Genomic DNA, 26,983 nt, shown 5'->3' with positions numbered 1-26,983 from the left:
CCCGAGGGGTTGAAGCTGCCCGAGTAGGTCACCGTCCGGCGCCCGCCGGGGTTCCAGCCCTTGCCGGCGACGAAGTTGCCGGTGTTGCGCCAGGAGGTGCTGTAGTTTCCGCCGGACCCCAAGTCCATGGAGACCGTGCCCTGGCTGTCGGTCCAGAACGAGAAGAAGTATCCGTTGTTGGTGCCGGTCTGGTTCGTGGTGACGGCGGCGTGGGCGACGCCGGGCAGCAGCGCCACGGCCGCGGCCAGCGCCACGGCGCAGACCCGGGCGATGAACACCCTGACGCGGCCGCGTCTGCGGCCTAACCAATGAGCGGGGGCATCGATCATGCGCGCTTCCTCCTCGAGAAGGGTGACGGGGGACAAGCACCGTGGACCGAGGCAGCCGAGGGGCCACCTCCCCGTCGACACGACGCCGAAACTATCGGCGTAATAGCGAAAGTATCGGGCGACCTGGCGGCGTCGTCAACGCCACCCGAAATGGTCCCGAAAAGCACAGTTCATCCGGCATTGCAGGAGGGAAAGCGTTTAGCCTGGTGGATAGGTATGGCGGTGCGCTCGAACCGTCCATCGCCGGATCGGCGGACGCTGAAAAGTTCAGCGGCTTTGCGAATTACGCTACGAAACCCGAGCGGCGGTATGCGGCGCCGAGGCGGCCGGAAGTCGCGGGAGCGGTTCTGTCGGGGCCGCGTGTCATACTCACCTGCGTGGTTGCGCGTACGCCGCAAAGGGTGCTGATCGGGCGTTCCGCTGAGCTCGACCGGCTCCTGGGCGTGCTCGACTCCGCCGCGGCCGGGCTCGCGGGGGTCGCCCTCGTGGGCGGCGACGCGGGGATCGGCAAGACGCGGATCGTCACCGAGCTGTGCGACCTCGCGCAGCGGCGGGGCTTCGTGACGCTCACCGGTCAGTGCGCCGAGCTCGGCGACGCCCTGCCCTATCTGCCGCTCGCGGACGCCCTGCGCGGCGCCGCCGCCGATGCCGCCGGGCCGGTCGGCCCGGCAGTCACGGCCCGTCCCGCCCTGCGGCGACTGCTGCCCGGCGACGAGGCGGGCCCGGCGGAGGCGACGACCGGAGGGCTCGCCCAGCAGCGCCTGTTCGGGTCGGTGCTCGACATGCTGTCGGAGGTGGCCGGGCGGCAGCCGGTCCTGTTCGTGTTCGAGGACCTGCACTGGGCCGACCGCTCGACGCGCGACCTGCTGGTCTTCCTCACCCGCATGCTGCAGCGCGAGCGGGTGTGCCTCGTCGGCACCTACCGCACGGACGACCTCCACCGCCGCCACCCGCTGCGCCCGGTGCTGGCCGAGCTGCGGCGGCTGCCGCTGGTCACCTCCGTCGAACTGCCGCCGCTAGGCGACGACGAGATGGCGGAGTACCTCGCCGTCCTCGGCCGGTACGGCGAGGGCCCGGCGGGACCTGCGGCGGAACGCGGCCTGACGACCGTGATCGAGCGCGCCGGTGGCAATCCGTTCTTCGCCGAGGAGCTCCTGGCGGCCGGCGCGGAACGGGCGCGGCTGCCGGGAACGCTGGCCGACCTGCTGCTCGCCCGGGTGGAAACCCTGTCGGACACCGCCCGCCAGGTGCTGCGGGTCGCCGCGGTGGCCGGCCGCCGGGTCGATCACGACCTGCTGCGCGACGCGACCGGGCTCGGCGACCTGCCGCTGGAGGACGCGCTGCGCGAGATCGTCTCGCAGCGACTGCTCACGGCGGGCAGCGACGGCTACACGTTCCGGCACGCGCTCCTCCAGGAGGCCGTCTACGACGACCTTCTGCCCGGCGAGCGGACCCGCCTGCACACCGCGTTCGCCGCACTGCTCGCCGGACGCGGCGGCGCCCCCGCCGAGCTGGCCCATCACCATCTCGCCGGGCACGACCTGCCGGGCGCCCTGCGTGCGTCGGTGGAGGCCGGGCGGATGGCCGCCGGGCTCGGCGCGCCGGCGGAGGCGCACCGGCACTTCGGGCGTGCGCTGGAGGTCTGGGACCAGGTGCCGGAGGCCGAACGGCTGGCCGGGGAGAGCAGGGCGAGGATCGCGCTGGCCGGGGCCGCTGCGGCGGCCGCGGCCGGCGACTATCACCGGGCGGCGGAACAGGTGCGGCGGCTGCGCCACGAGACCGACGACCCGGTTCTGATCGCGGAGACAGGCGAACGCCTGTCCTACTATCTGGCGGACGCGGGCGGCGACGAGGCCGAGGGGGTCGCGGCCGCCCGGGAGGCGGTGGACGTCGCGCCCCACAGCCCGCTGCTGGCCAGGGCCCTGGCCACCCACGCCCGTGCGCTCTTCCGGCAGTACCACGACGAGGAGGCGGCGGCGACGGCGTCCAAGGCGCTGGAGGTCGCGGAGGCGACCGGCGCCCGCGACGCGGAGGCCAGCGCCCTCGTCTCGCTCGCCCTGATCGAGGAGGAGTTCGGGAGCAGCGTCGAGCACGCCGTCGACCTGCTCACGCGCGCCACCCGCCGCCCCTCGGGCGATCTGTCCATCGACCTGCGGGCGCGCTTCAACCTCGCCCGCATCCATTACGAGAACGGCGCCCTCGCGGTGGCCGCCCGCATCACCGAGGACGGCGTACGGCTGGCCGGCGAGACCGGGCTCACCTGGAGCACGTTCGGCACGGACCTCCGTTTCCTGAACTACCTGGTGCACTACGCGGACGGCGACTGGGACGCGGCGGAACGGCTGGCCGGAGGGTTCGGCGTCCGGGTCGGCACCAGGGCCGAGGCCCAGCTGTCGTCGTTCGCCCTCTTCGTCGAGGTGGGCCGGGGGCGTCCCGGCGCCGACGAGAGACTGCGATGGCTGTCCCGCTTCTGGTCCGATGCCCTGATCGGCTACATGGCCCGCGGCATGGCGGCCGAACAGGCGCTGTGGCGCGGCGACCCGAACACCGCGCTCGACCACGTCGACGCGATCGTCGCGGTGCTCGAACCGTTCGATCCCAGTGTGATCCGCATCGCGGCCACCGGTCTGTGGGCGCTGGCCGACCTCGGCCGGCCCGGCGAGCCCTGCGACGACCTGCTGCGACGGGCGCGTTGGGCGGCGGAGAACGGGCCGAACGGCCCGCGCGGCCGGCTGGGGCCGGAAGGAATCGCCTGGCTGGCCCGGGCGGAGGCCGAGTGGCACCGCGCCAACGGCACGGCGGAGCCGGAGGTCTGGCGGCGCGCCACCGAGGCCTTCGGCTTCGGCTTCGTCTACGAGGAGGCCCGGTCGCGGTGGCGCCTGGCCGAGAGCCTGCTGCGGGCGGGCGACCGCGCGGCGGCCCGGGCCGAGTGGGAGCGCGCGGTGCACGTCGCCGCCGCCCTGGGAGCCCGGCCCTTCCTCGAGACGCTCAGGGTGGTCGGGGCACGGGCCGGATTCCCCGACCCGACGGCGGCCGCCCCCGCCGGCACCTCCGCGGCCTCCCTCGCCGCCCACGACGCGCGGGAGATCGCCACCGGTGAGCCGCCGGGGGCGGCACGGGAGCCGGGACGGCTGGCCGCGCTCACCGCACGCGAGCGGGAGGTGCTGGCCCACGTCGCGACCGGTCTGGCCAACCGGGAGATCGGCGAGCGGCTGTTCATCTCGCAGAAGACGGTGAGCGTGCACGTCTCGAACATCCTGGCCAAGCTCGGCGTGACCAGCCGCACCCAGGCCGCCGCGGTCGCCCTCCAGGAGGGGCTGTCACCGGGCGCCCCGGACGGAAATACTGTGTAATCGAGGCCCGATGCCAGCAACAATTCCGGAGGTCAGCGGTGGCTCTGCAGATCGTTTCCGTCGTCGCGGGTGAGGAGCTCTCTTCGGGCACACCGTACGAGTCCGTCAACCCGGCGCGGCCCTCGGAGACGGTCGCGACCGTCCAGCTCGCCGGCGCGGACGACTTCGCCGGCGCCTGCCGCGCCGCGGCGGCGGCCCAGCGGGAGTGGGCGCGCGTCCCCGCCCCGGTGCGCGGCCGGGTGATCGCCTCGATCGGCCGCCTGGTCGAGGCCAACACCGAGGCGCTGGCCCGGCTGGTGACCGAGGAGATCGGCAAGCCGTACGCCGAGGCGCTGGGCGAGGTCCGTGAGATCGTGGACACCTGCGACTTCTTCCTCGGCGAGGGCCGCCGCCTCTACGGGCAGACCGTGCCCTCGGAGATGCCCGACAAGAGCCTGTTCACCTTCCGTGTCCCGGTCGGGGTGGCGGCGGTCGTGACGGCGGGCAACTTCCCGGTGGCGGTCCCCTCGTGGTATCTGGTCCCCGCGCTGCTGTGCGGCAACGCGGTGGTGTGGAAGCCCGCCGAATACGCCGCGGCCTCCGCGCACGCGCTCTACCGGCTGTTCGCGGCGGCCGGGCTGCCCGACGGCGTGCTCAACATCGTCTTCGCCGACGGCGGCCAGACATACGAGGGCCTCGACCGCGCGCTCGGCGAGGGCACCGTGCAGAAGGTCGGCTTCACCGGGTCGAGCGCGGTCGGCCGGGCCGTCGGCGAGTTGTGCGGGCGGCACCTGCAGTCGCCCTGCCTGGAGCTCGGCGGCAAGAACCCGATGGTCGTCATGCCGGACGCCGATCTCGACCTCGCCGCCGAGGGCGCCCTGTTCTCCGGCTTCGGCACCGCCGGTCAGCGGTGCACCTCACTCGGCACGGTCATCGTCCACGAGGACGTCCACGACGAGTTCCTGCGCCGGTTCACCGTCGCCGTGCGCGACGCGAAGATCGGCGACCCGAACGGCGACGTCCTGTACGGCCCGCTGCTCGACCACAAGTTCGCCGAGCGCTACGAGGAGTACCTGGGCTGGATCCAGCCGCACCACACCGTGCTGCCGGGCCCGGTCGGCCGGATGGACGGCGAGGGCCTGTACTACCACCCCGTGGTGGTGGACGGCGTCCGTCCCGGCGACCGGCTGTTCCTGGAGGAGACGTTCGGCCCGATCGTGGGCGTGACGACGTTCTCCACCCTCGACGAGGCGATCGACCTGGCCAACCGGCCCGGATACGGCCTGTCGTCGTCCATCTACACCTCCGACCCGAAGGCCGTGTTCCGGTTCCGCGAAGGTGTGTCGGCCGGCATGGTCAGCGTCAACAACTCCACCTCCGGCGCGGAGGCCCACCTGCCGTTCGGCGGGAACGGCAAGTCGGGCAACGGCAGCAGGCAGAGCGGCATGTGGGTGCTCGACCAGTTCACCCGCTGGCAGGCGATGAACTGGGACTACTCGGGCCGCCTGCAGAAGGCCCAGATGGACGTGGCGGAGATCACGCCCGACCTGGGATTCCGGCTCTGACCCGGAGGACCGCTCGCCGCCCGGCGGCCCCGCGGTCCTGAACGCGTGGGCGCGCCGTCCGGTGCAGGCACCGGACGGCGCGTCCGTCATCCGCCTCGCTCGGGCGCCTCAGATGATCGGCATCCCGGCGCCCGTCACGCGGTGGGGCGTTCCTCGCGGGCGGTCAGTCGCCGTCGGGGTCGCAGGGGAAGTTCGTCACACCGGCCGTCATCCGGATTCCGCCCAGCAGGTGCTTGAGGAACAGCGGGTCGCTGTAGGCCTCCTTGGTGTGGCCCATGCCCGTGTACCAGGAACGCCCGCCGTCGTAGTTGTGGCACCAGGCGATGGGGTGGTCGCCCATGGCGCCGGAGCCGGGGTTGTAGGAGCTCTCGTCGAGCTCGGCGAGCACGCGCACCCCGGCGTCACGCGGGTTGGTGCGGTAGTTGTACCACTCGTCCCAGCGGGTCCAGCGGTTCGGCAGCCCGCGGTTGGAGGCCGCACCCTGGCCCACCATCTTCACCGTGGCGTCCTGCTGCGCCGGGTGGTTGCGGAAGTAGGCGCCGACGAGGCCCCCGTACCAGGCCCAGTTGTAGCCCGAGTCTCCGGCGGCGTGAACGCCGGCGAAGCCTCCGCCGTGCTGGATGTAGCGCTCGAACGCCGCCTTCTGCTCGGGCTGACCGAGCGGGTCGCCGGTCGTGGAGATGAAGACGACGGTCTGATACTTGGCGAGGTTCTCGTCGGTGAACTGGGCCGCATCCTCCGTCACGTCCACCGCGAAGCCGTTCTCCTGGCCGAGCTTCTGGATCGCCGCCTCACCTGCGGGGATCGAGTCGTGCCGGAAGGCGGTGGTCTTGCCGAAGACGAGCACACGGAACTCGGGGTCCGCGGGAGCCGCGAGGGCGCTGGTGCCGGCGAAGGCCGACGCAATGATCGCGGACAGCGCCGCCAGAGCGAGCAGTCGCTTACGAGACATGCCGACAGTCCTCCAACTCATGCGTCATGGAGGTCGGCCCACTGGGGGGCGGTGGGCCGGCCTCCATGACGGAAGACAGGGCCGAGCACCGCCGAAACGGTTTTCACGGCCTCAAGTGGGCGCCAAGTTACCCTCTTTGGTCATGAGTTGGAAGAAGTTAAATCAAAGTTTCTACGACTTTCGTTTGTGGTAGGACAAAGTCGTGCGCGACCCAGAAGTATTGCCGGACAGTCCGTTCGCCCAGGTCCCAGCCACGACCGTACGGACTGGTCAGCGCCGGCCGCGGAAGGTGCGCCGCAGGTCGTCCACCCACTCGCCGGGGATCTCCCAGGGGATGAAGTGACCGCCGCGGTCGTGGGCGTTGAGGTTGACGAGGTTGTACCAGCCGGCGCGGTCGCTATCGAGGAAGTGCCGCACCCGATCGTCCGTGCTCACGCCGGGCGGGTTCTCGTAGCCGACGAAGGTGAGGCCGGTGGGGGCCTCGACGACCGGCTGCCGGTCGTGGGACGGCGTCCAGGGGTAGCGGTTGTTGTTGGCGTAGGTCCGCATCGAGGTGCCGATCGAGTTGGTCGCCCAGAAGATCATGGCGTGCGTGAGCAGGTCGTCCTTGGTGAAGACGGTCTCGACGTCGCCGCCGTTGTCGCTCCAGTTGACCCAGCGCTCCAGCACCCAGGCGAGCATCCCGGCGGGTGAGTCCGACAGCCCGTGGGCGAGCGTGCTCGGGGCGAGCACATGCGCGGCGAGGTGGACGGCGAACCGCCTGTCCATCGCGACGACCTGGGCGTGGACGTCAGCGGGCAGGCCCTCCGGGATGGGCTTGCCGCCACTGAGGTCCCAGCCGCGGTCGCCGTTGAACAACGTGAGCTTCTGGCCCGACCCGATATGGATGGCGTGCAGCTCGCCGGCGTACTTGTGGCCGAGCTGCCCGGTCACCAGGGCGCCGGCGTCGCAGCCCGCCGCGCCGTACCTCTCGTAGCCGAGCGTTTCGGTCATCAGGGTGTGCCAGAGGTCGGCGACCTTCCAATAGTTCATGTCGGGATGGTCCGGTAGCGGGGTGGAGAACCCGAAGCCGGGGAACGAGGGCACGATCACCTCGAACGCCTCGGCCGGGTCGCCACCGTACGCGCCGGGGTCGGCCAGCGGATCGACGACCTTGGACCAGTGCCAGAACGTCCAGGGCCAGCCGTGGGTGAGAATGAGCGGCGTGGGGTCGGGACCCACGCCGGGCCTGCGCATGAAGTGGACCGGCACGCCCTCGATCTCGATGCGGTAGTGCTCGTAGGCGTTGATGGCGGCCTCGGCCGCCCGCCAGTCGTACCCGTCGCGCCAGTAGTCGACGAGCTCCCGCAGGTAGGCGGCGTTCACACCGTAGCGCCAGTCGTCGTTGCCCGCGTCGTCGGGCAGGCGGGTCAGTTCCAGGCGCCGCCGCAGGTCGGTGAGCACCTCGTCGGGCACGTGAATCGGCGCGGGCTCCAGCGGGAACGGCCGGGGTGTGGCGGACGGGGTGATGGTGGGGCGCATCGTTCATCTCCTCGCACTGTCGCGCGGTGTGTCCATGCCGGAGTCGCCCTCGCCGTCTCCCCGTTCGATCGGCGGGTCCCCGATCGCGGCGGAGTGCAGTTCGACCATGCGGGCCAGCGCGGGCAGCGCCAGCGCGATGGCCGCCCGCTCCGGCTCCGTGAGCCGGTCGGCGAGGTCGGTGAGCCGGGCCACGCGCTCGGCGCGCCGTCCGTCCACGATCGCGGCGCCCGCGGCCGTGACCTGGACGAGGACCGCCCGGCCATCCGACGGATCCGGGTGACGCTCGACCAGGCCCTCGCGCTCCAGCTTGGTCACCATCTGGGTGATCGCCGACTGCGTGACCTGTTCGCTGCCCGCGAGTTCAGTGAGCCGCTTGGGGCCGTCGCCCGCCAGTGTGTGGAGCACGGACAGGGTCGTGAAGCTCAGCCGCCGCCCCGCAGGCAGCCGGATGTGCATCCGGGTGAAGTCTTCGAGCACGCGGGTCAGGGCGGCGATGCTCAGCTCGCTGATCTCAGGCACGGCCGAACTGTATCAGTAACTTAATTAAGTTTCTAATGAGTCTTATCGCCCGGGAAAACGCCGATCCCCGGCGGACGCCGCCCGCCGGGGATCGGATCGAAGGGCCGGATGGCGAAGACGCCTCAGGCCTCCGGTCCTCGCCTGCCGTCGTATCCCAGCAGCCGCATCGCGACCTCGGGGTCCATGGCCGCCGCGAGCAACTGCGCTCGTTCGGCCGCCTGGTCTCTGGCCTCCTCGGCCCGCCGCCGCCCCGCCTGGTGGGAGCGGACCAGCAGGACCGCGACCGCGATGCCGCCGATCACCGCGACCAGCGCGACGGCCAGCAGGACGGCCGTGCCCGCGGGCACGCCCCCGACAGCGGCGCCCGCGGCGCCGGCCGCGCCCCGCGGCGAGGCGAAGAGCAGCACCCCCAGGAGCGTGAGCAGCACCACCGCCACGACGACGCCGACGACCGCCCACAGCGCGCCGTACGACGTGCGGGCAGGCTTCGCCGCCGACAGTCCGAGCGGCGGAGCCGGGGCGACCGGTGGCGGCGAGCCGGTCCACGGCACGAAGTCCGGCTGGGCGGGCGCGACCGATTGCACCGCGGGGATGTGCCCGTTGCCGCCGGCCAGGCCGTTCGGCGGCGGGGCGACCAGCACCGGCGCGGCGCCGCCCGAGGACGCAGGCACGACCGACGCCTCGATCACCCGGGTCCGGGGCAGCGGGAGCTCGACCGGGACCTCGCTGTGCGCCTTGTGGGCCGCCACCGCGGCGGTGTGGTAGGTCTCGATCTCCTCGTAGAACTCATCAGAGGTGTAGGCAGTGCCGTCGATCAGCGGGCCCATCCTGCACTCGATGACCGCGACCACGTCGTCGCCGTTCAGCGTCTTGTGCTGCTCCAGCGCGTGCGCGACCGACAGCACCTCGCGGCGGTTCTCGCGCAGCAGCTCGGCCGTCTTCTCCAGCAGCCTGCTGAGGTTGAACTCGATCCGCTCGGGGAGCATGTCGGGCACCATCTCGTCGCGCCGGCCCGCCGGAGTGCCGGTGAAGCCGATGCCGCCGCCCCCCGGCTGCGGCTGGGCCGCCTTGCCCTCGCGCAGGCCGAGCTCCTGCAGCGCCGGCAGCGAGGCCACCCCGATGCCCATGCCCCAGTGGGCCTCCATCAGCCCGGTGATCGCGGTCGCGCTCTGCAGGTCGCCGGAGACACCGGAGGAGTTGTCCTCGCCGAAGAACATCCGCTCCCCCGCCAGCGAGGCGAGCGACACCATGATGTCGGCCTCGTACTCCGACTTCCACCGGGTGAACTGGTCCTCCGGCTTGATGCTGGCCACCATGCCGAGGTAGTCGGCGCCCTTCTCGATCGTCGCCAGGTCGATTTCCAGGTGGTGGCGGGTGCGGTAGGCGGCGACCGCGTGGCAGGCCTCGTGCACCGCGACCGCGTGCCGCTCACGCTCGATGTACTCGACGTCCTCGGGCGGCCCGAGCTGCTTGAGCCGCTTGGCCCGCATGACGTCCGACCAGGTGATGGTCTCCCGGCCGTCGCGGATCGCGGTGATCAGCGACTCGTTGACCAGGTCCTTGATCGTCGCACCGGTGGCGTACGGCGTGATCGTGGCGAGTTTGTCGACCTGCTCGTCGGTGAGCTGGTGGCTGACCTTGTCGAAGTAGCCCTTGTAGGTGCGGATCCGGCCCGCCTTCGAGGGATAGCCGACCTTGTAGATGCGGTCGATGCGGCCGGGCCGCAGCAGCGCCTCGTCCAGGGCCTCGGGCAGGTTGGTGGCCATCATGATGAGGATGCGGTACTTCGGCGGCGGCTTGGGCCGCATGCCGAGCAGCCTGCGCACGTAGCGGTTGACGAAGCCGCGCGGCTTCTTCAGACCGGAGATCTCGGTGAGCAGCGCCTCCAGCGTGCCCATGCCGCCACCGCCGCCACCCATGCCCGCGCCGTACACCACACGGTTGACGAAGGCGCCGGTGCGCGGCATCCGCGGCGGTGCGGCCTCGGCGGCCGGGCCCGCGGCGTGACGGCCGAGCACGGTGCGGGTGTGCGGGTCGAGGTAGGCGAAGCCGTTGCAGCCGGAGTCCTCGAACGGCGCCGGGACCGACCTGCCCCAGCCGCCGGGTCCGCCCTGCGCCAGCGCGCCGCGGTTGCCGAGCGAGTCGGCCTCGTCGAAGAACACGATGACGCCGCCGTACCGCAGGGCCAGCTTGCGCAGCTTGCGGAACAGCGACTTGACCTTGAGGACGCCGACGCCGAAGAACATGTTGATGAACGCGCCCGGGTCGACGAACACGTACGGCTTGCCGGTCGAGCCGGCGACCGCCTCGGCCATCAGCGTCTTGCCGGTGCCGGGCGGGCCCCACAGCAGGATGCCGCTGGGCACGTAACCGCCCCTGGCCTCGATCTCGTCCGGCTTCTCCAGGAAGACGATGTTCTCCTTGACCCGCTCGACCACGTGGTCCTGGCCCCAGACGTCGGAGAAGCGCGTCTTGATGTCGTCGGGGTAGTAGACGTCGACGCCGCCCCGCGACAGGAACCAGAAGATGGCGACGAACTGCCCCACGGCCACCACCATGATCAGCATGAGCTGCAGGACCATGGGAAGGAAGCCCCACACGGTGGCCGGCACGCTGTACAGCGCCTCGAGCGGCGAGACCTGCTGCACCTTGCCCAGCACCAGCGCGATGACCGCGATCCAGACGACCCACTTGATCGCACGGGAGATGCGGTAGCGGTTCCAGTCGGTGAACCTGCGGTGGGACCAGCGGTTCCAGCCACCGAAGATCTTCTGCGTCCAGAACCGGTGGTAGCCGGCCGAGCGCTCGCTGATGAGGAAGTGGATCTGCCGGAGCACCTCGACGCCCGCCAGCCACAGAACCCACGACGCGTTCCGGACGGTCATCACGGCGGCGTCATACGGGGAGATGATGCCCTCGTACGTCGCGATCTCGTTCCAGAACAGCACGCCGAACGCGACGGCGAGCAGGATCAGGAACTTCGTCCGGTCCCACAGCGGCAGACGTTTCCTGGTGAGAGGGTCGCGGTCCACCGGACCCGACCCCGGCTCGCGAAGCCCCTCGTGGTGCTTCGGTGGGAGGGCCGTGCTCATATGAGGGGCTCCTTCACGGGTTGATGAGGTGCTTGACCTTGAAGGACTTGACGACGGTGCCGATCTCCGCGGCCCGCTGGCGGTAGCACGCGGGCGAGCAGCGGATGAGAAGGGTGGATGCCGTCGTCCCGTCGGCCGACAGGTAGGCGGTCCTGTCGAACGTCTGCACCGCGTTTCCCACCCGGTAGTTGTAGACGGTATGGATGCCGCGGACGCCGTCCGCGATAGGCAGCACCTCATCGGCCAGCAGCTCGAACCCCGTCAGGCCGCTCGCCTCGAACTCCTTCTGCTGCTCCTCCGTCAGCGGCACCGGCATCGGAGGGGAGACACGCAGCAGATTGAGCGACGCCGCGTTCTGCTCGTCCTCGCTGAGCTTCTGCACCTTCGCGAACACGAAAGGTCTGTCGTCGGTGCCCGCGGAGCCCCGGACAAGATGCAGGAGGGACGGTTCCTCGTAGGCGTCGAACGCCGCCGTCCACACCAGCTGTTTCACCACCTGCGCGGTGGCGGAGTCCGTGTCGCCGAAGAGTTCCTCGTCGAGCGTCTTCTGGTCGATTTGCCGCCACGACGCGGGGACCTTGAAGTAGGTGCCGCCCGTATCGTCGCGTACGTAGGTGTAATCGGGGCCGGCACAGCCGGACAGCACAGAGGCGGCCACCGCCGCCCCCACGACCGTTCGCACCACCCCGGTACTTACCCGCGGTCTTTCCACCAGGGCCCAACCTCCGCTTTGCGGGTCTACGAGGTAGTAGTGCCCGTTTTCCAACTGTCCTTCTCAACGGTAAGTCTGCGATGCGCCGGAAAACTAGACCGAATCTTTCTCGGATCTTGGCTCCTCCTGTTACCAGAAGGCCGCTCACATCACCGGCATCGCCCGGCCCCGGGGCGCCTCCTCCTCGACTTCCTGGGCCCGTCGAGTACGCCCCCCCCCGGAACGCACGTCATGGACGGCCGCGGACTCACCTCTGATCCCGATACCCAAAGGACGAGCGGCGAAAGCGGGCTCCGGCACATCGAACAGCCACGACCCCGGCCGGCCCGACGACCCACCCGTTCCACACCGGACATGACGCACGGAAGACCCGCGCCGTGAGATCGGCCGGGGCCGGATGAGCAGATCGATGTAACACCTGACTGCCTCGAACACGACATCTGGATGCATGACGTCAGGAATCACCGTGGGGAGGGCTGGCGCACATGAAGCAGGTCTACGAAGAGGACGGCACCGGCGAGGGGCCGGACGGCTTCTTCGGAGTGACGGCGGAGCGCATGTTCTCCGAGGTGTGGTCCCGGCAGGTCCTCACGGTCAGGGAACGGCGGTTGCTGCTGCTCGGCCTGCTCGTCGGCCAGGACATGGACGACATGCTCGAGCTGCACCTCGAGACCGCCCTGCGCTCGGGGGAGCTGAGCCCGGCCGAACTGCGCGAGACGGTCGTGTTCCTCACCCTGTACGCCGGGTGGCCCCGCGCCGCCCGGCTCAGCGCGAAGGTGGAGGAGCTCATCCGCCGCACCATCGAGATGTGACCGCCGTTCCGGGGCCGGACGAGGGGCCGGAGGAGAGGCCGGACGAGGGGCCTCCCGCGGTGGGTACGCTGCCGTCATGCCCACCGCACTCATCACCGGCGCGACTGCAGGGATCGGCGCCGCCTTCGCGCGCCGCCTGGCCGCCGACGGATTCTCCCTGGTCCTGGTGGCCCGCGACGAGGAGCGGCTCGCCGCCTCCGCCGAGGCCCTGCACAAGCGGTACGGCGTGCCGGTCGAGCCGCTGTGCGCCGACCTGACCACCGAGGAGGGGACGGCGGCGGCCGAGGAGCGGCTGCGCTCCGGCATCGACCTCCTGGTCAACAACGCCGGGTTCGGGCACCACGGCGGCTTCCTGGACACCCCCGTGGAGGAAGAGGTCCGGATGCTGCGGCTGCACTGTGAGGCGGTGCTGCGGCTGACCCGGGCGGCCCTGCCGTACATGATCTCCAAGGGGCGGGGCGGGGTGATCAACGTGGCCTCGGTCGCGGCGTTCCTCCCCGGCGGCACCTACAGCGCCACGAAGTCATGGGTGGTGAGCTACAGCGCCTCGGCGGCCAACATGGTCAACAAGCACGGCGTGCGGGTGATGGCGCTGTGCCCGGGGTTCGTGCGCACCGAGTTCCACGACCGGGCCAAGCTCGACATGTCCGGGCTGCCGCCCTTCGCGTGGCTGTCGGCCGACCGCGTCGCCGCCGACGCGATGCGCGACCTCGCCCGCGGGGCCTGGGTGAGCGTACCGTCGGCCCGCTACAAGGCGGTCGCGGCGCTCGCCAGGCTCCTGCCGCTCAACCTGGTCGGCCGCCTGGCGAGGCTGCGCTACCGCTGAGTCACAGCCGCTCGACGTTCGGGCCGCGGCAGCGGCCCCGGGTGTCGAACACGAACCGGCTGGCCCGCTGGACCAGGTCGTAGTCGTAGCAGTCCTGCCCCCCGAGCACGACGACCGCGTCCGCCCTGGCCAGCTCCGCGGCGTCCGGCTCGACCACCTCGACCCCGGCGGGGACGACGAAATCGTCCGCGCAGTCCTCGGCACGGGGATCCGCGGCCCGCACCCGGGCCCCGAGCCGGCACAGCGTCTTGGCGACCTCGACCGGCGACAGCCCCAGCAGCAGGATCCTGCTGCCCCTGATCGAGCGGCACCTCCGGTTCAGCGCGAGGCAGAGCCGGTCGACCACGTGGGCGGGCATGTGCGCGTTGACGTCGTTGGCCGCCTCGACCAGCCGGAAGCCCCGCCCGACGCCGCGCCGGATCCCCCACGGCAGGTACGTCACGTCGAGCGGCAGGCAGGGGTCCTCGATCCCGGGGCAGGGTGCCGCGGCGGCATGTCCGAAGGGCGTGGTGGCGGCGGCCTCGACCGCCTCCCACACGTCGACGCCGAGGTGCGCGGCGAAAATCGACAGCTCGTTCGCCAGCGCTGCGCCGACCTGCGCGCGGGCGCTTTCCATGAGCGCGCACAGCTCCGACACCCGGGGCGAGGAGACCGGGACGGTCTCCCGCACCAGCCTGCCGTAGAAGTCGGTCACCGCCCGCAGCGAGGCCGCGTCGACGCCCGAGACGACCTTGGGCGTGTTGCCGAGCCGCCAGCGCGGGTTGCCAGGCTCGGCCCGGTGCGGGCTGTGGCCGAGGTGGAAGTCGTCCCCCGCGCGCAGCCCCGACCCCTGTTCGAGCAGCGGCCGTACGAACTCCTCGGTGGTGCCGGGATAGGCGGTGCCCTCCAGCACCACGGTCGCCCCCGGCCGCAGGAACGGGGCGATCCGGCGGGCGGCCGAGCCGAGCGGGCCGAGGTCGGGCGCGCCGTTCCGCATCCGCACGGGCGGGGTGAGCACGCAGACGTCGAACCCGGAGGCGTCGGCCGCGTCGGCGCTGGCCGCGTACCGGCCGGAGGCGTGCGCGGCGGCCAGCGCACCCGCGCCGACGCCCGCGCCGACTCCCTCGGCGCACGGCTCCCCCGCGTTGAGCCGCTTGACCCGCCACCCGTCCTCGTCGAGGCCGACGACGCGGAACCCCGCCTCCACGGCGCGCATCGCCAGGGGCAGCCCGGCCGGGCCCTGGCCCACGACCACCAGCTTCTCCGCCACGCTACGACTGTAGGAGCGACCCCGCCGCCGCCCCCGGGATTGGCGGACGGGACGGCTGTAAGGCTTGGGTACGGATAGGGAAAAGTCTCTTCCGGCGGCGTCCGGGCACCCCGTCGGCGGTGGGACCGCGGACTAGCTTCTCCGACATGATCAGGGAGGAGCCAGCATGAAACCGGACGACCGGATTCGTGTCATGGAGATAATCGCCCGGATGAACGTGAGCGGTCCCGCCACCCAGGTCACCGGGTTGTGCGAGCGGCTCAGCCCGGTAGAGTTCGACCACCGCCTCTACACCGGGTACGTCGACGGCGGCGAAGGCGACCACCTGCAGCTTCGCGACGCGACGATCCCGGTCCACCGGGTGCCGGGCCTCGGCCGCGCGATCAAACCGGCCGACGACTACCGGGCCCTGTTCCGGCTGACGAACGCGATGCGCGAGTTCAGGCCACACATCGTGCACACCAGGACCACCAAGGCGGGCGCGCTCGGCCGCCTCGCGATGCGGCTGTCGGGGGTCGGGGCGGCCCTGGTGCACAGCTACCACGGCCACCTCCTCGACGGGCAGCTCTCCCGCCTGCGGCGGACCGTCTACGTCCGCACCGAGCGCCGGCTGGCCAGGATGACCGACCGCCTCGTCACGGTCGGCGCCCGGGTGCGCGACGACCTCCTCGCGACCGGGATCGGCCGGCCCGAGCAGTACGTCGTCATCCCGCCCGGCGTCCGGCTCGCCCCGCTGCCCGAGCGTGCCCGGGCCCGCGCCGCGCTGGGCGTCCCGCTGGACGCGCCGGTCGTGGCGTACGTCGGCAGGCTGAAGAAGGCCAAACGGCCCGACCGGCTCGCGGAGGTCGCCAGTGCGGTCCTGGCCCGGCTGCCCGGCGCCCGGTTCCTCGTCTGCGGCAGCGGCGAGCTGAAGGAGGAGGTGGAGCGGGCCGTCATGCCGATGTGGGAGTCCTTCCGGCTGCTCGGCTGGCGGCGCGACGTCGAGACCGTGTACGCCGCGGCCGACGTGGTGCTGCTCACCTCCGACAGCGAGGGCACGCCGCTGGCGCTCGTCGAGGCCGGCATGGCGGGCCTGCCGGTGGTGGCCACACGCGTCGGCAGCGTTCCCGAGGTGGTCATGGACCGCCGCACGGGATTCCTGACCGAGCCCGACCCGGACGAGATGGCCGACCACGTCGTACGGCTGCTGGTGGATCCGGGCCTGGCGCGGCGGATGGGCGAGTCGGCCCGGACGTGGACCGGGCGGGCGTTCTGCGTGGACCGGCTGGTGGCCGACACCGAGGCCCTCTACCGGGCGCTGCGCGGCGCGACGCGGTCGGAGGTGGGCAGCCGATGACGCAGCTTCCGGCTCTGGCGCCCGCGCTCGCGGGAGCGGTCGCCTGCCTGCTCGCCGCCGCCGGCCTGCGCCCGGTGCGGCGCACGGTTCCCTACCTGACCGGCGTGACGCTGGCGGTGGCCACGGCGGGCGCCGTGGTGGCGCTTTGCGGCGCGCCGGACCGGTGGGTGAGCGCGATCCTGCTGGCCGCCGCGGCGGTGGCGCTGCTCGCGCTCATCGACGACGTGGGCGCGCTGTCGCTCGTCACGCGGCTCATGGTGGAGACGGTGGCGGCGGGCGGGGTCGTGCTGTGCGGCGTCCAGGTGACGCTGACGGGCGACTGGCTGGACGGCCCGGTCAGCGTGATGTGGATCGTCGCGATGACCAACGCGTACGGGCTGCTCGACCGGCTCGGCGGCGCGCTGGCCGCGGTCGCCGCCGTCACCGGCGCGTTCCTCGCCGGGACTGCGCTCGTGCTGGGCGACACGTCCCTCGCGGTGCTCGCGGCCGCCCTGGCCGGGGCGTGCCTCGGCGCCCTCCCGTACGGCAGGGCGCGGGGCAGGGTCCGGCTCGGACCGGCCGGTTCGCTGTTCGCCGGGTCCGTCCTGACCTGCACGGCCGCAGGACTGACGGCCGGGCGCGGCACGGCCGTGGTCTCTGCAGGGCTGCTGCTCCCGGCGCTGGCCGCCATCGTGGGGGCCGGGGCGTACGCCGTCCGCCGGCCCCGGCGGGCGAGCCGATCGGCCGGACCTGCGCGAAAGGCGGCGCCCGCGCTGTGCGGCGTCTCGGCCGGCTCCGGGACGGCCGGGCTCGCGGTCGCGCTCGGCTGGGTGCCCGCGGGCGCCGCGGCCACGGTCACCGCCGCGACCGCCGCCGCGCTGCTCTGCTGCGCGCCTGTCCGGCGCGGCGTCTTCGCGCGCCTCCGGCACAGTTATTTCTCCGCGCACCCCCGGCACGATTCTTCTTCTGCGCGCCCCCGGCACGACGACTTCTCCGCGCGCCCGAGGCGGACGTCGTCGCGGATGCCGGCCGGCGACGACCGGCCGCGCGGGCGCGTGCCGCGCCCGCGCTCCGCCGGAAACCCCCCGCCGCCCTTCGTGCGGCGGGGGTGACCGGACTCAGCGGCCGATGTTGGCCTCGTGGCCGATGGACAGGCCCGAGTCGACGTCGAAGAAGTGCAGGTTGTGCGTGTCGACGACCAGCTCGATCTCCTGACCGGGACGGACGTGGCTGCGGGCGTTGACGCGCGCGGTCCACAGCGACTTGTCGCCGGTCAGCGGCAGCGTCGTCTCCTCGTCGTCGCCGTCGTGGGCGGCGGCCACGGTGTCCTTGTGCTCGACCGGCGGGGCGTCGATCGTGAACAGGACGTTGATCTCCGAGCCCAGCTCCTCGGTGACGTTGGCGCGGACCGGGACGCGCACCCAGCCGGCGCTGTTGCCGCTGGCCGAACCGGCGTCCTCGAAGTCGGAGGGCCGGATGCCGAGGATGATCTTGCGGCCGATGTAGCGGTCGAGGCCCGGCTTCTCGGCGAAGGTCGAGTCGGGGACGGGGAGGCGGTAGCCGGCGAAGGCCACGGCCGCGCCGCCGTTGTCGCGGACCAGCTCGGCGTAGGTGAAGTTCATGGCCGGGGAGCCCATGAAGCCGGCGACGAACAGGTTGACCGGGTCGTCGAACAGGTTCTGCGGGGTGTCCACCTGCTGGAGCACGCCGTCGCGCAGGACGCAGACGCGGTCGCCGAGGGTCATGGCCTCGACCTGGTCGTGGGTGACGTACACCGTGGTGACGCCCAGGCGCTCGTGGAGCTGGTTCAGCGAGGCGCGCATGGAGACGCGGAGCTTGGCGTCCAGGTTGGACAGCGGCTCGTCCATGAGGAAGGCCTGGGGCTCGCGGACGATGGCGCGGCCCATGGCGACACGCTGGCGCTGACCACCGGACAGGGCGGCCGGCTTGCGCTTGAGGTACTGCTCCAGGCCGAGCATGCGGGCGGCGTCGTTGACCCGCTTCTGGATCTCCGGCTTCGACATCTTGCGCAGCTTGAGGCCGAAGGCGAGGTTCTCCTCGACCGTCATGTGCGGGTACAGCGCGTAGTTCTGGAAGACCATGGCGATGTCGCGGTCCTTCGGGGGAAGGTGGTTCACGACACGGTCACCGATGACGATCTCGCCGCCGCTGATGTCCTCCAGGCCGGCGATCATCCGCAGGGCGGTGGACTTGCCACAGCCCGACGGGCCGACCAGCACCATGAACTCGCCGTCCTTGATCTCCAGGTTGAGGCCGTTCACGGCCTTCACCCCGCCCGCGTAGATCTTGTCGACGTTGTTCAGAACGATTGAAGCCATCCCCAGTCCTTCGCGTTCCCGAGCCAAGATGATGTGGATACGTTTTCATGACTCTCCCCTGAAATAGCGCCTATTGTCAAGATTTCGGTGGCACGACCCATGGAACTCTGATGGAATCGTTTCCATGAGCGGTCCAGCGCAGCGGCGGATAACCATCAAGGAAGTGGCGGAGGCGGCCGGGGTCGGGGTGGCCACGGTGTCCCGGGTCCTGTCCGGCGGCTCGGCGAGCGCGGAGACCCGCGAGAAGGTGCTCGCCGCGGCGGCACGGCTCGACTACCGGCCGAGCGCACTGGGACGCAACCTGAGGCGCCGGCGGACGGGCGGCATCGGACTGCTGGTCCCCGACATCACCGACAGCTTCTACGCGCGGCTGACCGACGGCGTGCTGTCCTGCGCCCGCTCGTACGGCGAGCCCGTCACGGTGGGGGTCACCGGCGACGACCCCGAGCGGGAGGCCGAGCTGATCGGCGCGCTCATCGAGGAGAGCATGGACCGGCTCATCGCGGTGCCGTCCGGGGACGGCGAGATGTGGGCGCCCGCGCTGCGCTCGGGGCTGAACGTCGTGTTCGCCGACCGGCGGGTGCGCGCGGACGTGCCCAGCGTGGTGCCCGACGACCGGGCCGGGGTGCTGACGGCCGTGGAGTACCTGGCCGGGCTGGGCCACCGGAAGATCGCCTACCTCGGCAGGCACGGGCAGTCGCAGCGGGTCGCCGCGTTCAACTCCGCGATCGCCTCGCTGGGCCTGCCCGCCGACCGGGATCTGGTCGTGCACGCCCGGTCGAGCCGCGACTCCGCCTACGCGGCCGCCGCGGGCCTGCTGCAGCACCGCGCCGACGTCACCGCGGTCATCGCAGGCGGCAACGTGCTCGGTGAGGCGGCCGTGCTGGCCGCCCGCGAGCTGGACGTGCGCATCCCCAGGGACGTGTCGCTCATCATGTTCGACGACGTGCCCTGGGCCGAGCTGTGCTCCCCGCCGCTGACGGTGATCGCCCAACCGGCCCAGGACATCGGCTATCGCGCCGCCGAGCTGGTGCTGCGGCAGGGCAGGCGTCCTCCGGCCGTCACGCTGCCCACCCAGCTCGTCGTGCGGGCGAGCTGCGGGCCCAGGGTCTCGGCGCCTAGGAGATGACCTTCTCGATCGCCTCGGCGATCTCCGGGGCCTCGGGGACGACACGGGGGCGGAACCGGGCGACCACCTGGCCGTCGGCGGCGACGAGGAACTTCTCGAAGTTCCACTGGATGTCGCCCGCCTCGCCCTCCGCGTCGGGGGTCTCGGTCAGCTCGCCGTAGAGAGGATGCCGCTCCGGGCCGTTGACCTCGGTCTTCTCCAGCAGGGGGAAGTCCACGCCGTAGGTCGTGGAGCAGAACTCCTTGATCTCCTCCGCCGAGCCGGGCTCCTGGCCCATGAACTGGTTGCAGGGCACGCCGACGACGGTGAACCCCCTGCCGGCGTACGCCCGCTGGAGGGCGACCAGGCCCTCGTACTGCGGGGTCAGCCCACACCTGGACGCCACGTTGACCACCAGGGCGGCCCCGCCGCCGAGCAGGTCGCCGAGGGTCGTGCTCTCGCCGTCGATCGTGGTCACCGGAATCTTGAGAACGCTCATGTCCGCACCCTAAACGAGCGTCGCGTCCGGTCTGGCCGCAGGGCGCGCCGTGCCGCGCACGGTAAGCCGCGCCCCCGGGAAGCGTCGGCGTTGGGGGGCGGATCGGCAAAGATCCGTCATCGGCGTGCCGCAGATGCCGTCCGGGAGGCGGGCGGCCGTATTTCAATCCGCGTGAGGACCCGTCGCGGTGCCCGCCGGAAGCTTGTGGTGATCCGGTGCGGGCCGAGCGGACGGCGGCGCCCACGCCATGGGCGCGCGGCCGCGCGGCGGGCGCCATGCGCGCCCGCCTTCCGCACGCGACCCGACGACAAGGACCGATTTGGACAGCAACAGCGTTCTACGCAACACAGTCGCCGCCGTCATCGCGGCCACCGTGGCCGGTGGCGGAAGCGGAGCGGCCTGGGCCGGCGATTGGGCCGCCCAGGGAGGCACCGGGGAGACGGAGCGGACCGCAGAGAGCATGCGGCCCGTCACCCACGTCGGAGTGTGGACGACGCGGGCGGCGGCACAGCCGCCCCGGTCCCGCCGGGCACCGGCGAAGCTCCGCAGCAAGGCGTACGCCTTCCGGCTCGTCACCCGCCAGACCTGGTCGGGTGAGCAGTTCCAGTGCCTGGACAGCCTCTGGACCAGGGAGAGCAACTGGGATCATCGGGCCTACAACCCGGGCTCGGGCGCCTACGGCATCCCGCAGGCGCTGCCCGGTCACAAGATGGGCTACGCCGGCAACGACTGGCGGTTCAACCCGCAGACCCAGATCAGGTGGGGGCTGCGGTACATCAAGGGCCGATACGGCTCGCCGTGCGGCGCCTGGGGCCACTTCCGGTCCCACAACTGGTACTGACCCGGGCGGAGGCGCCCGGCGGCCTACTGCCGGGCGCCTCCACGACCGGCCCGCTCGCCGCCGCGCCCGCCCTCCTCGCGGCCGGCCTGGGCCTCCGCCCGCGCCGCGGCCCGTACGGCCATCGCCTGGACCAGCAGTTCCAGGCCGAACTCGAACTCCTCGTCGTGGTCGCAGGAGTCCAGATGCGGCCGCAGCTCGCTCAACACGGGAAACAGCGCCGGATCCGCCTCGGCGACGACCGCGTCGGCCCGTACGGGGGCGAACGTGGGGGTCACCCCCACCTCGCGCAGCAGCGAGCCGACGACGTACGCGATGAACATCCGCAGCATCCGGACGGCCTCCTGGCCGTCGAAGCCCGCCTCGCGCAGGGTCGCCAGGGCGCGCTCCACCGGGAGAAGGCCCGCCGTCGAGCTCAGCTGCCTGCTCACCACGACCATCGTGCAACGGGGATAGTGGTGGGCGATGCGCCGGAAGGCCCGCGCCTGGATGCGGACCCGCTCGGTCCAGTGGGCGGACGGGTCGTCGGCGAAGCCGATCCGCGACAGCACGTCCTCGGCGACGGCGTCGAGCAGCGCGGCCTTGCTGGGCACGTGGTTGTACAGCGACATGACGCCGACGCCCAGTTCGGCGGCGATCCTGCGCATCGAGACGGCGTCGGCGCCCTCTCTCTCGATGAGCTCCACGGCGGCGGTCACGATGCGGTTCCGGTTGAGCATGACCGAATCCTCTCGCCGCCGCGCGTTCTCCGTCCATTGACGCACGTACAGCGTACGTGACACGCTCGCAGGGATACGTACGGTGTACGTCAAGGGAGGTCCCCCGTGTCGACCCACGAGCTCTACACCATCCCCGCCGAGCTGTCCACGTGGGACGTGGAGATGACCGGAGCGGCCCGGTTCACCTGGGAGTACGACGACGGCAGGGACCGGATGCTCGCCCTCTACCAGAAGGGCAAGGACAAGCAGTGGGACTCCGTCAAGCGGATCGACTGGGACCTCGATGTCGACCCCTGCGACGTCCTCGGCGTCCCCGACACCACGCTCGCCATCTACGGCTCCCCGCTGTGGGACCGCATGGACCGCCGGCAGCGCGACGAGGTGCGCAGGCACAACGCCGCCTGGCAGTTCTCCCAGTTCCTCCACGGCGAGCAGGGCGCGATGATCTGCTCGGCCCGGATCGTGGAGTCGGTGCCCGACCTCGACTCCAAGTTCTACGCCGCCACCCAGACGATGGACGAGGCGCGGCACGCCGAGACGTACGCGCGGTTCCTGCAGGAGAAGATCGGGCTCGCCTACCCCATCAACCAGCACCTCAAGGCGCTGCTGGACAGCACGCTGAACGACTCGCGGTGGGACATGCCCTACCTCGGCATGCAGGTGCTGATCGAGGGCCTGGCCCTGGCCGCGTTCGGCGTGATGCGCGACATCACCACCAAGCCGCTGCCCAAGCAGATCCTCGCGTACGTGATGCAGGACGAGGCCAGGCACGTGGCGTTCGGCCGGATGGCGCTGCGCGACTACTACCGGAACCTGTCCGACGCCGAGTTGCGCGAGCGCGAGGACTTCGTGATCGAGGGCTGCCACCTCATGCGCGACCGGCTGCGCGGCGAGGAGATCTGGGAGACCATCGGCCTGTCGCGGCAGGAGTCCGCCGAGGCCATGGAGTGCGTGGACCGGTCGGAATACCTGCGGCTGTTCCGTTCGCTGCTGTTCAGCCGGATCGTGCCGTGCGTGAAGGACATCGGCCTGTGGAGCCCCCGCCTCCAGAAGGCGTACGCCGACATGGGCGTGCTCGACATGGCCGGGCAGAGCCTCGACGCGCTGATGCGGCAGGACGAGGAGATCGCCGACCGGCTCGACGCCGAGCGCTTCGCCCGCGAGGAGGAGGAACGAGCGGAGGAGGTCGCCGAGACCATCGCAGCCGGGGACGACTGACCGCGGCGCACCTGTTCGGCACAGCGCGATCGCCACGACCGCGGACGCCGCCGGTCGATCGGCCAGATTCGCGAGCCTTGTCCCCTGTGTGGGGAATCCTTGCCATACTCCGTCTTCGTGACTGTGGAGCTGACGCAGAGTGGCCGCGGGTCTCGCCGCGTCGTGGTCGGGGTGATCGGTCTGGTCCTCTTCCTGCTCGCCGGCGTGGGCGCGTACGCCGTCGCGTCCGGCTATCGCGAACAGGACACGAAATACTGCGGCCACGACTGCATCCCCGGACTCAAGATCGGCACCGTGGTCGAGGCGCTGCAGGGCCAGGGGCACGCCTGCGCCGACAAGCGGCAGTTCTGGTCCTGTCAGCTGAGGATCGGCAAGGTGCGGTTCGAAGCGGACCTCTTCCGGGTCCCCGACGTCGCGGACTTCTACGAGTACATCGGCAAGGTCGAGGCCAGGATCGTCAACCCGGACAGCACCACGGCGGCGGCCGGGCTGGACTACATGTCGTGGTTCGCGACGCTGCCGCACCGCGACGATCCCTCGACGGTCAAGAAACTCGGCGGCTGGCTGGCCGAGCAGATCACGGGCGACGGGGATGTGACCTTCGTTCTCGACTGGGAGTACGCGCTGGAGCGGAAGGCGAACACCCGGTCCGTCGAGCTCACGATGAAGAGGAGATATTGATGGCGGCTCCCCCCGGCTGGCCGTACTCCCCCGACGGCAGGTTCTGGTGGGACGGCACCGCCTGGCACCCGGTGCAGGCCCCGCCTCCCGGCCCTCCCGCGCAGCCCGGCCTCACCGTGCCCCCGCCTCCCGGTTTCGACGCGGGTCATCCGTCCGTGAGCTCGCCCTGGCCGCGGACGCCCCCGCCCCAGAGGGCCGAGCCGTACGCCGCCGGGCAGCAGACGCCGCCACCGGCGTACGGCCCCCCGGGACCGCCCGGCCTAAACCCGCCGCGCCGCCGGGGAACGGCGGTGTTCGCGCTGGTCACGGCCGGCACGCTGATCGCGGCGCTGGCGCTGGGCGGGATCGCGGGCGCCGCCGTGGGCCTCGCGACCACCGAGCCGGTGACCGACGACCGCGCGCCGTCCTTCCCCGGGAGGTTCCCCTCGGGAAAGCAGCGTTACCTGCCCAAGGTGACGGTCAACATGGTCGCGGTGAACTGGCTGCAGGCGGCCAACGCGTGGAGATGCGCGAAGTCCGCGGCGCCCGACCCGGTGACCGGCGCCACGATGGGCATGATCTGCCGGCCGGGAGACGCCGCCAGGCTCCACATGTCCGTCTACATCTGGTACGACGAGCCGGACAAGGTCCTGTCCGTGAAGGCCCGCTGCGATCTCGGCGTGGGATCGAAGGCGTGCACGAGCCTTTTCGGCATGATGGCGGACACGCTGCTGTCTCCCGACCGGACTCTGCGCGAGCGGGCGGAGGGCTGGGCGAAGAAGAACGCGGGCAAGGAGGCGATGACGTCCCTCGGCGGCATCCGGCTGCAGACCGCCCTGCACCCGCACAGCATGGAGGCCGTGCCGGCGATCTGAGCTCTCACTCCGCGATCGCCGTCACAGAATCCCGCACCGACGACGGCTCGGCCCGCCTCTGTCTCGTGGCGGACCGAGCCGTCCGGTCTTACCTGCCTGTGCGGGACGTGCGGTGTTCACAGGGCCAGCGTGAGCACCATGACCAGCGCCGCGGCGGCGACGGCGAGCGCGCCGGCCCAGGCGACGCCGGTGTCCAACCGGTCGTCGAGCGGGCGCCGCTGCCGCAGCGCCCGTTCCAGGCGTCGGTGGCGAGTCCCGGTGCGCAGGAGCAGGACCGCCCCGGCAAGCGCGGCCGCCGCGAAGGGGACGGCGAGCGCGACCAGATCCTGGCGCACCGAGATCCCGGCCGCTCCGATGCCGGCACCGGCCATCGTCACGGCCGTGCGGACCCAGGCCAGCCGGGTCCGCTCGCTGTGCAGCCCCGGCCTCGGCTCGCCGCTCACCGTTCCACGAGGATGAGGAGCAGGGCCAGGACGGCCACCCCGGCCACGCCGTACCCGAACAGGGGGGCCAGGGCGGGCGGCGGGAGCGCGCGGTCCTGCCGGAGCGCCCGGTCGATGCGCCGCCAGCGGGGATAGGACGAGCCCGCGGCAACGGCGGACAGCAGCACGAGCACTACGGCGAGCAGCGTGCGCACCCACGGCACGAAGACGCCCTCGGGGACGACCGCGATGGCGATGCCCCCGGCGCTCAGCGCGAGGGACGTGCTGATCCAGGTGAGGAACGTGCGCTCGTTGGCGAGGACGAAGCGGGGGTCTGGTTCGTTCTCTTCCATGCGATAACGCTATTTCTGCCCCTTTTCCCCTAGATTTGCCGGGTTGGCCGCTTTCACCGGCCGTCGTGGGCGGGCGCCGGGATGGAGCGGCGACGGCCGGATCAGAGGCAGGCCTTGCTGACCTCGCGCAGGTAGGTCGCGCCGTCGGTGGCGACCTTCTGCGCCGCGTCCACCGCCGCGTTGGCGTCGTCGACATCGAGCTTCTGGAGGCTGTCGGCGAGCCCCTGGAGGGCATCCCTGAGCGTGGTGTCGGCGGCCTTGTTCGCCATGTCCTCCAGGTCGGCGGCGCCGTCCTGGATCTTCTCGCGCATGGCGGCGGGGTCGTTCACGACCGCGCCGATCTCGCTGATGGTCTGGCTGACCAGTCGCGTCGCCTCGGCGCACGTCTGCGCCTTGTCCGCGCTCGCGCAGCCGGAGGCGAGCAGGACGGCGGCCGCGCAGGCGGCGGCGAACGGGAGGAGTCGCATGCCGATCACCCTACCCAACGGCGGCCCGCCCGCCGCGGAGCCGAAGCCGGCCCTTCGGGCCCCTCCGAGCTCACCCCCTCGTCATCCCGCCTTCACCCTGTCGTCATCCCGACTTCACTCCCTCATCATCTCGGCATCGCCCCGCCTTCATCACGTCATCACCTCGGCGGCGATTTCGCGGAAATACCCCACGACCTCGCGGGCGAAGGCGGTCCTGGACACTCCGGCCCCGCGCAGGGCCTCACCGTGATCGATGGCGACCACGGCCAGCACTCCCGCCAGCAGCGACCACCACAGGGCCGCGGCGATCACCCGCGACAGCCGGGAGGATCTCCGGAAGGACATCCGCAGCCGATCGCGGTGGAAGGGCACGTGGCGCAGCTCGTCGGCGAGGATCCGGCCCGCGACCTCCGAGGCGAGCAGGTCCCGGACGCCGTCGCGCACCGCGCGGTAGTAGCCGAGCGCGACCACCTCGGCGAGCATCAGCACCATCAGCTCCGTGCGCAGGCCGAGGAGCCGCCGCAGCCGGACGAAGACCGCGTCGGTCCAGTGGCCGGCGATCGTCGCCCCACCCGCCGCCTCCAGGAGCCGGGCAAGCAGCCGGGCGTGCTCGCTCTCCTCGGCCACGAACAGGCGCACCGCCTCCGCGTACACGGGGTCGCCCGCCTGGCGGGCCTTGTCCATGAGCCGGGCGCCGTCGCCGTCCTCGCCCACCTGGAACCGCTGGAGGCTGCGTACGAGGGCGGGCTCCAGCAGGGCTCCCGCGCTCCAGTCGGGGTCGCCCCAGGTGCGCCGCAGCAGCGCCGCGCCCTGGAAGTCGCGTAACCAGGCGGTGAAGTCGCCCGTGTCGACCGTCGTCGTCATGGCCCACGAACCTACGGAAGCGATGTGCAGATCCCGAGGGGGAGTTTGTGGAGGTTCGGCGCACACGGCCCCCGGCCGGGGAGGGGGCGCCGGGTACCCGACCGCGCGCCGTAGCATCGGCGGCATGGGGAATTGCGAACACCTGCTCGTTACGGCCGACCCGGATCCGCTCACGCCCGAAGGCTGCCAGGAGTGCCTGGAGGACGGCATGCGATGGGTCCACCTGCGCAAGTGCCTGGAGTGCGGCCACATCGGCTGCTGCGACTCCTCTCCCGGCAAGCACGCCACCGCCCACTACAAGGAGACCGGCCACCCGGTGATCCGCTCGTTCGAGCGAGGGGAGGACTGGCGCTGGTGCTTCGTGGACCAGCGCCTGAGCCAGTAGACGGCGCCCTGG

26 protein-coding genes are annotated in these 26,983 nt (G+C 71.7%); 12 read left to right on the top strand and 14 right to left on the bottom strand.

The genetic code is table 11. The features are described from left to right. On the bottom strand, window positions 1-329 hold a 329-nt coding region (locus tag BXA11_RS13305), incomplete at its 3' end, for a glycoside hydrolase family 11 protein (RefSeq protein ID WP_167769256.1). A 401-nt stretch (window positions 330-730) separates the two neighbouring features. On the opposite strand from BXA11_RS13305, the gene BXA11_RS45330 reads away from it, so the two are divergent. Together BXA11_RS45330 and BXA11_RS13295 are read left to right on the top strand one after the other, a co-directional pair. Continuing rightward, a complete protein-coding gene (locus BXA11_RS45330) occupies window positions 731-3,682 on the top strand; it encodes a helix-turn-helix transcriptional regulator (RefSeq protein WP_275409699.1) in 2,952 nt (983 codons plus the stop codon). A gap of 38 nt (window positions 3,683-3,720) precedes the next feature. After that, complete coding sequence (locus BXA11_RS13295; RefSeq protein ID WP_076434753.1) at window positions 3,721-5,226, top strand: aldehyde dehydrogenase family protein; 1,506 nt, start codon at window positions 3,721-3,723, stop codon at window positions 5,224-5,226. 163 nt (window positions 5,227-5,389) lie between these two features. Here the strand turns inward: BXA11_RS13295 and BXA11_RS13290 are convergent, their stop codons facing one another. From BXA11_RS13290 to BXA11_RS13270, 5 genes are all read right to left on the bottom strand, one after another. Further along, window positions 5,390-6,178 carry a ThuA domain-containing protein gene (locus tag BXA11_RS13290; protein WP_076434752.1) on the bottom strand — a complete coding sequence of 263 codons (789 nt, stop codon included), beginning with the start codon at window positions 6,176-6,178 and terminating at the stop codon, window positions 5,390-5,392. Window positions 6,179-6,448: 270 nt separating this feature from the next. Then, entirely contained in the window at window positions 6,449-7,699 is a 1,251-nt protein-coding gene (locus BXA11_RS13285) for an epoxide hydrolase family protein (protein WP_076434751.1), read from the bottom strand. 3 nt (window positions 7,700-7,702) lie between these two features. Next, entirely contained in the window at window positions 7,703-8,218 is a 516-nt protein-coding gene (locus BXA11_RS13280) for a MarR family winged helix-turn-helix transcriptional regulator (RefSeq protein WP_239104975.1), read from the bottom strand. A 122-nt stretch (window positions 8,219-8,340) separates the two neighbouring features. Next, entirely contained in the window at window positions 8,341-11,310 is a 2,970-nt protein-coding gene (locus BXA11_RS13275; protein WP_076434750.1) for an AAA family ATPase, read from the bottom strand. Between the two features lie 13 nt (window positions 11,311-11,323). Next, the gene (locus BXA11_RS13270) at window positions 11,324-11,992 is read right to left on the bottom strand and encodes a hypothetical protein (protein ID WP_143734232.1); all 669 of its coding nucleotides are present in this window, start codon (window positions 11,990-11,992) and stop codon (window positions 11,324-11,326) included. 515 nt (window positions 11,993-12,507) lie between these two features. Between BXA11_RS13270 and BXA11_RS13265 the strand changes: the two genes are divergently transcribed. Together BXA11_RS13265 and BXA11_RS13260 are read left to right on the top strand one after the other, a co-directional pair. Next, on the top strand, window positions 12,508-12,834 hold the full coding sequence (locus tag BXA11_RS13265; protein WP_051761129.1) for a carboxymuconolactone decarboxylase family protein: 327 nt from the start codon (window positions 12,508-12,510) through the stop codon (window positions 12,832-12,834). Window positions 12,835-12,910: 76 nt separating this feature from the next. After that, the gene (locus tag BXA11_RS13260) at window positions 12,911-13,660 is read left to right on the top strand and encodes an SDR family NAD(P)-dependent oxidoreductase (RefSeq protein ID WP_076434748.1); all 750 of its coding nucleotides are present in this window, start codon (window positions 12,911-12,913) and stop codon (window positions 13,658-13,660) included. 1 nt (window position 13,661) lies between these two features. Here BXA11_RS13260 and BXA11_RS13255 read toward each other — a convergent pair whose 3' ends face one another. Continuing rightward, window positions 13,662-14,909, bottom strand: a complete 1,248-nt coding sequence (locus BXA11_RS13255; protein ID WP_076434747.1) for a nucleotide sugar dehydrogenase — start codon at window positions 14,907-14,909, stop codon at window positions 13,662-13,664. Between the two features lie 166 nt (window positions 14,910-15,075). Between BXA11_RS13255 and BXA11_RS13250 the strand changes: the two genes are divergently transcribed. Together BXA11_RS13250 and BXA11_RS13245 are read left to right on the top strand one after the other, a co-directional pair. Continuing rightward, complete coding sequence (locus BXA11_RS13250) at window positions 15,076-16,245, top strand: glycosyltransferase (RefSeq protein WP_076434746.1); 1,170 nt, start codon at window positions 15,076-15,078, stop codon at window positions 16,243-16,245. Then, window positions 16,242-17,336, top strand: a complete 1,095-nt coding sequence (locus BXA11_RS13245) for an MraY family glycosyltransferase (RefSeq protein ID WP_076434745.1) — start codon at window positions 16,242-16,244, stop codon at window positions 17,334-17,336. Before BXA11_RS13250 ends, BXA11_RS13245 begins: the two co-directional genes overlap by 4 nt. Window positions 17,337-17,342: 6 nt before the next feature. Here BXA11_RS13245 and BXA11_RS13240 read toward each other — a convergent pair whose 3' ends face one another. Next, entirely contained in the window at window positions 17,343-18,563 is a 1,221-nt protein-coding gene (locus BXA11_RS13240) for an ABC transporter ATP-binding protein (protein ID WP_030505322.1), read from the bottom strand. Window positions 18,564-18,687: 124 nt separating this feature from the next. Between BXA11_RS13240 and BXA11_RS13235 the strand changes: the two genes are divergently transcribed. Continuing rightward, window positions 18,688-19,692 (top strand): LacI family DNA-binding transcriptional regulator, encoded by a 1,005-nt coding sequence (locus tag BXA11_RS13235; protein WP_030505323.1) that lies wholly within the window; start codon window positions 18,688-18,690, stop codon window positions 19,690-19,692. Here the strand turns inward: BXA11_RS13235 and BXA11_RS13230 are convergent. Next, window positions 19,682-20,170, bottom strand: a complete 489-nt coding sequence (locus BXA11_RS13230; RefSeq protein WP_030505324.1) for a glutathione peroxidase — start codon at window positions 20,168-20,170, stop codon at window positions 19,682-19,684. The genes BXA11_RS13235 and BXA11_RS13230 overlap by 11 nt on opposite strands. Window positions 20,171-20,489: 319 nt before the next feature. Here BXA11_RS13230 and BXA11_RS13225 point away from each other — a divergent pair, with 319 nt between their 5' ends. Next, window positions 20,490-21,011, top strand: coding sequence for an aggregation-promoting factor C-terminal-like domain-containing protein (locus BXA11_RS13225; protein ID WP_076434744.1), 522 nt, complete (start codon window positions 20,490-20,492; stop codon window positions 21,009-21,011). A gap of 23 nt (window positions 21,012-21,034) precedes the next feature. On the opposite strand, the gene BXA11_RS13220 is transcribed toward BXA11_RS13225, so the two are convergent. Beyond that, on the bottom strand, window positions 21,035-21,727 hold the full coding sequence (locus BXA11_RS13220; protein ID WP_051761130.1) for a TetR/AcrR family transcriptional regulator: 693 nt from the start codon (window positions 21,725-21,727) through the stop codon (window positions 21,035-21,037). A gap of 105 nt (window positions 21,728-21,832) precedes the next feature. Here BXA11_RS13220 and BXA11_RS13215 point away from each other — a divergent pair, with 105 nt between their 5' ends. The 3 genes from BXA11_RS13215 (at window position 21,833) to BXA11_RS13205 (ending at window position 24,480) form a co-directional block, all read left to right on the top strand. Then, complete coding sequence (locus tag BXA11_RS13215; RefSeq protein WP_030505327.1) at window positions 21,833-22,945, top strand: ferritin-like domain-containing protein; 1,113 nt, start codon at window positions 21,833-21,835, stop codon at window positions 22,943-22,945. 117 nt (window positions 22,946-23,062) lie between these two features. Continuing rightward, window positions 23,063-23,626, top strand: coding sequence for a hypothetical protein (locus BXA11_RS13210; protein WP_143734230.1), 564 nt, complete (start codon window positions 23,063-23,065; stop codon window positions 23,624-23,626). After that, window positions 23,626-24,480 carry a hypothetical protein gene (locus BXA11_RS13205; RefSeq protein ID WP_076434743.1) on the top strand — a complete coding sequence of 285 codons (855 nt, stop codon included), beginning with the start codon at window positions 23,626-23,628 and terminating at the stop codon, window positions 24,478-24,480. Before BXA11_RS13210 ends, BXA11_RS13205 begins: the two co-directional genes overlap by 1 nt. A 116-nt stretch (window positions 24,481-24,596) precedes the next feature. On the opposite strand, the gene BXA11_RS13200 is transcribed toward BXA11_RS13205, so the two are convergent. From BXA11_RS13200 to BXA11_RS13185, 4 genes are all read right to left on the bottom strand, one after another. Then, a complete protein-coding gene (locus BXA11_RS13200; RefSeq protein ID WP_076434742.1) occupies window positions 24,597-24,923 on the bottom strand; it encodes a DUF202 domain-containing protein in 327 nt (108 codons plus the stop codon). Then, a complete protein-coding gene (locus BXA11_RS13195; RefSeq protein ID WP_076434741.1) occupies window positions 24,920-25,255 on the bottom strand; it encodes a YidH family protein in 336 nt (111 codons plus the stop codon). The genes BXA11_RS13200 and BXA11_RS13195 overlap by 4 nt, the downstream gene beginning before the upstream one ends. A 101-nt stretch (window positions 25,256-25,356) precedes the next feature. Next, window positions 25,357-25,722: a hypothetical protein gene (locus BXA11_RS13190; protein WP_030505332.1), complete on the bottom strand. Its 366-nt coding sequence runs from the start codon at window positions 25,720-25,722 to the stop codon at window positions 25,357-25,359. A gap of 150 nt (window positions 25,723-25,872) precedes the next feature. Further along, window positions 25,873-26,586: a ferritin-like domain-containing protein gene (locus tag BXA11_RS13185; protein WP_076434740.1), complete on the bottom strand. Its 714-nt coding sequence runs from the start codon at window positions 26,584-26,586 to the stop codon at window positions 25,873-25,875. 124 nt (window positions 26,587-26,710) lie between these two features. On the opposite strand from BXA11_RS13185, the gene BXA11_RS13180 reads away from it, so the two are divergent. Beyond that, window positions 26,711-26,971, top strand: a complete 261-nt coding sequence (locus tag BXA11_RS13180) for a ubiquitin carboxyl-terminal hydrolase 14 (RefSeq protein ID WP_030505334.1) — start codon at window positions 26,711-26,713, stop codon at window positions 26,969-26,971. Window positions 26,972-26,983 lie beyond the last annotated feature (12 nt).

The organism is Microbispora rosea, from assembly GCF_900156315.1.
Taxonomy (GTDB): domain Bacteria; phylum Actinomycetota; class Actinomycetes; order Streptosporangiales; family Streptosporangiaceae; genus Microbispora; species Microbispora rosea.
This window is presented reverse-complemented; position numbering and strand designations above follow the sequence as displayed.

Coding starts and splice junctions, on each gene's coding strand:
- BXA11_RS13290 (WP_076434752.1), bottom strand. CDS start 6,178: ATGTCTCGTAAGCGACTGCTCGCTCTGGCGGCGCTGTCCGCGATCATT.
- BXA11_RS13285 (WP_076434751.1), bottom strand. CDS start 7,699: ATGCGCCCCACCATCACCCCGTCCGCCACACCCCGGCCGTTCCCGCTG.
- BXA11_RS13275 (WP_076434750.1), bottom strand. CDS start 11,310: ATGAGCACGGCCCTCCCACCGAAGCACCACGAGGGGCTTCGCGAGCCG.
- BXA11_RS13265 (WP_051761129.1), top strand. CDS start 12,508: ATGAAGCAGGTCTACGAAGAGGACGGCACCGGCGAGGGGCCGGACGGC.
- BXA11_RS13260 (WP_076434748.1), top strand. CDS start 12,911: ATGCCCACCGCACTCATCACCGGCGCGACTGCAGGGATCGGCGCCGCC.
- BXA11_RS13250 (WP_076434746.1), top strand. CDS start 15,076: ATGAAACCGGACGACCGGATTCGTGTCATGGAGATAATCGCCCGGATG.
- BXA11_RS13245 (WP_076434745.1), top strand. CDS start 16,242: ATGACGCAGCTTCCGGCTCTGGCGCCCGCGCTCGCGGGAGCGGTCGCC.
- BXA11_RS13240 (WP_030505322.1), bottom strand. CDS start 18,563: ATGGCTTCAATCGTTCTGAACAACGTCGACAAGATCTACGCGGGCGGG.
- BXA11_RS13235 (WP_030505323.1), top strand. CDS start 18,688: ATGAGCGGTCCAGCGCAGCGGCGGATAACCATCAAGGAAGTGGCGGAG.
- BXA11_RS13230 (WP_030505324.1), bottom strand. CDS start 20,170: ATGAGCGTTCTCAAGATTCCGGTGACCACGATCGACGGCGAGAGCACG.
- BXA11_RS13220 (WP_051761130.1), bottom strand. CDS start 21,727: ATGCTCAACCGGAACCGCATCGTGACCGCCGCCGTGGAGCTCATCGAG.
- BXA11_RS13205 (WP_076434743.1), top strand. CDS start 23,626: ATGGCGGCTCCCCCCGGCTGGCCGTACTCCCCCGACGGCAGGTTCTGG.
- BXA11_RS13195 (WP_076434741.1), bottom strand. CDS start 25,255: ATGGAAGAGAACGAACCAGACCCCCGCTTCGTCCTCGCCAACGAGCGC.
- BXA11_RS13190 (WP_030505332.1), bottom strand. CDS start 25,722: ATGCGACTCCTCCCGTTCGCCGCCGCCTGCGCGGCCGCCGTCCTGCTC.
- BXA11_RS13185 (WP_076434740.1), bottom strand. CDS start 26,586: ATGACGACGACGGTCGACACGGGCGACTTCACCGCCTGGTTACGCGAC.
- BXA11_RS13180 (WP_030505334.1), top strand. CDS start 26,711: ATGGGGAATTGCGAACACCTGCTCGTTACGGCCGACCCGGATCCGCTC.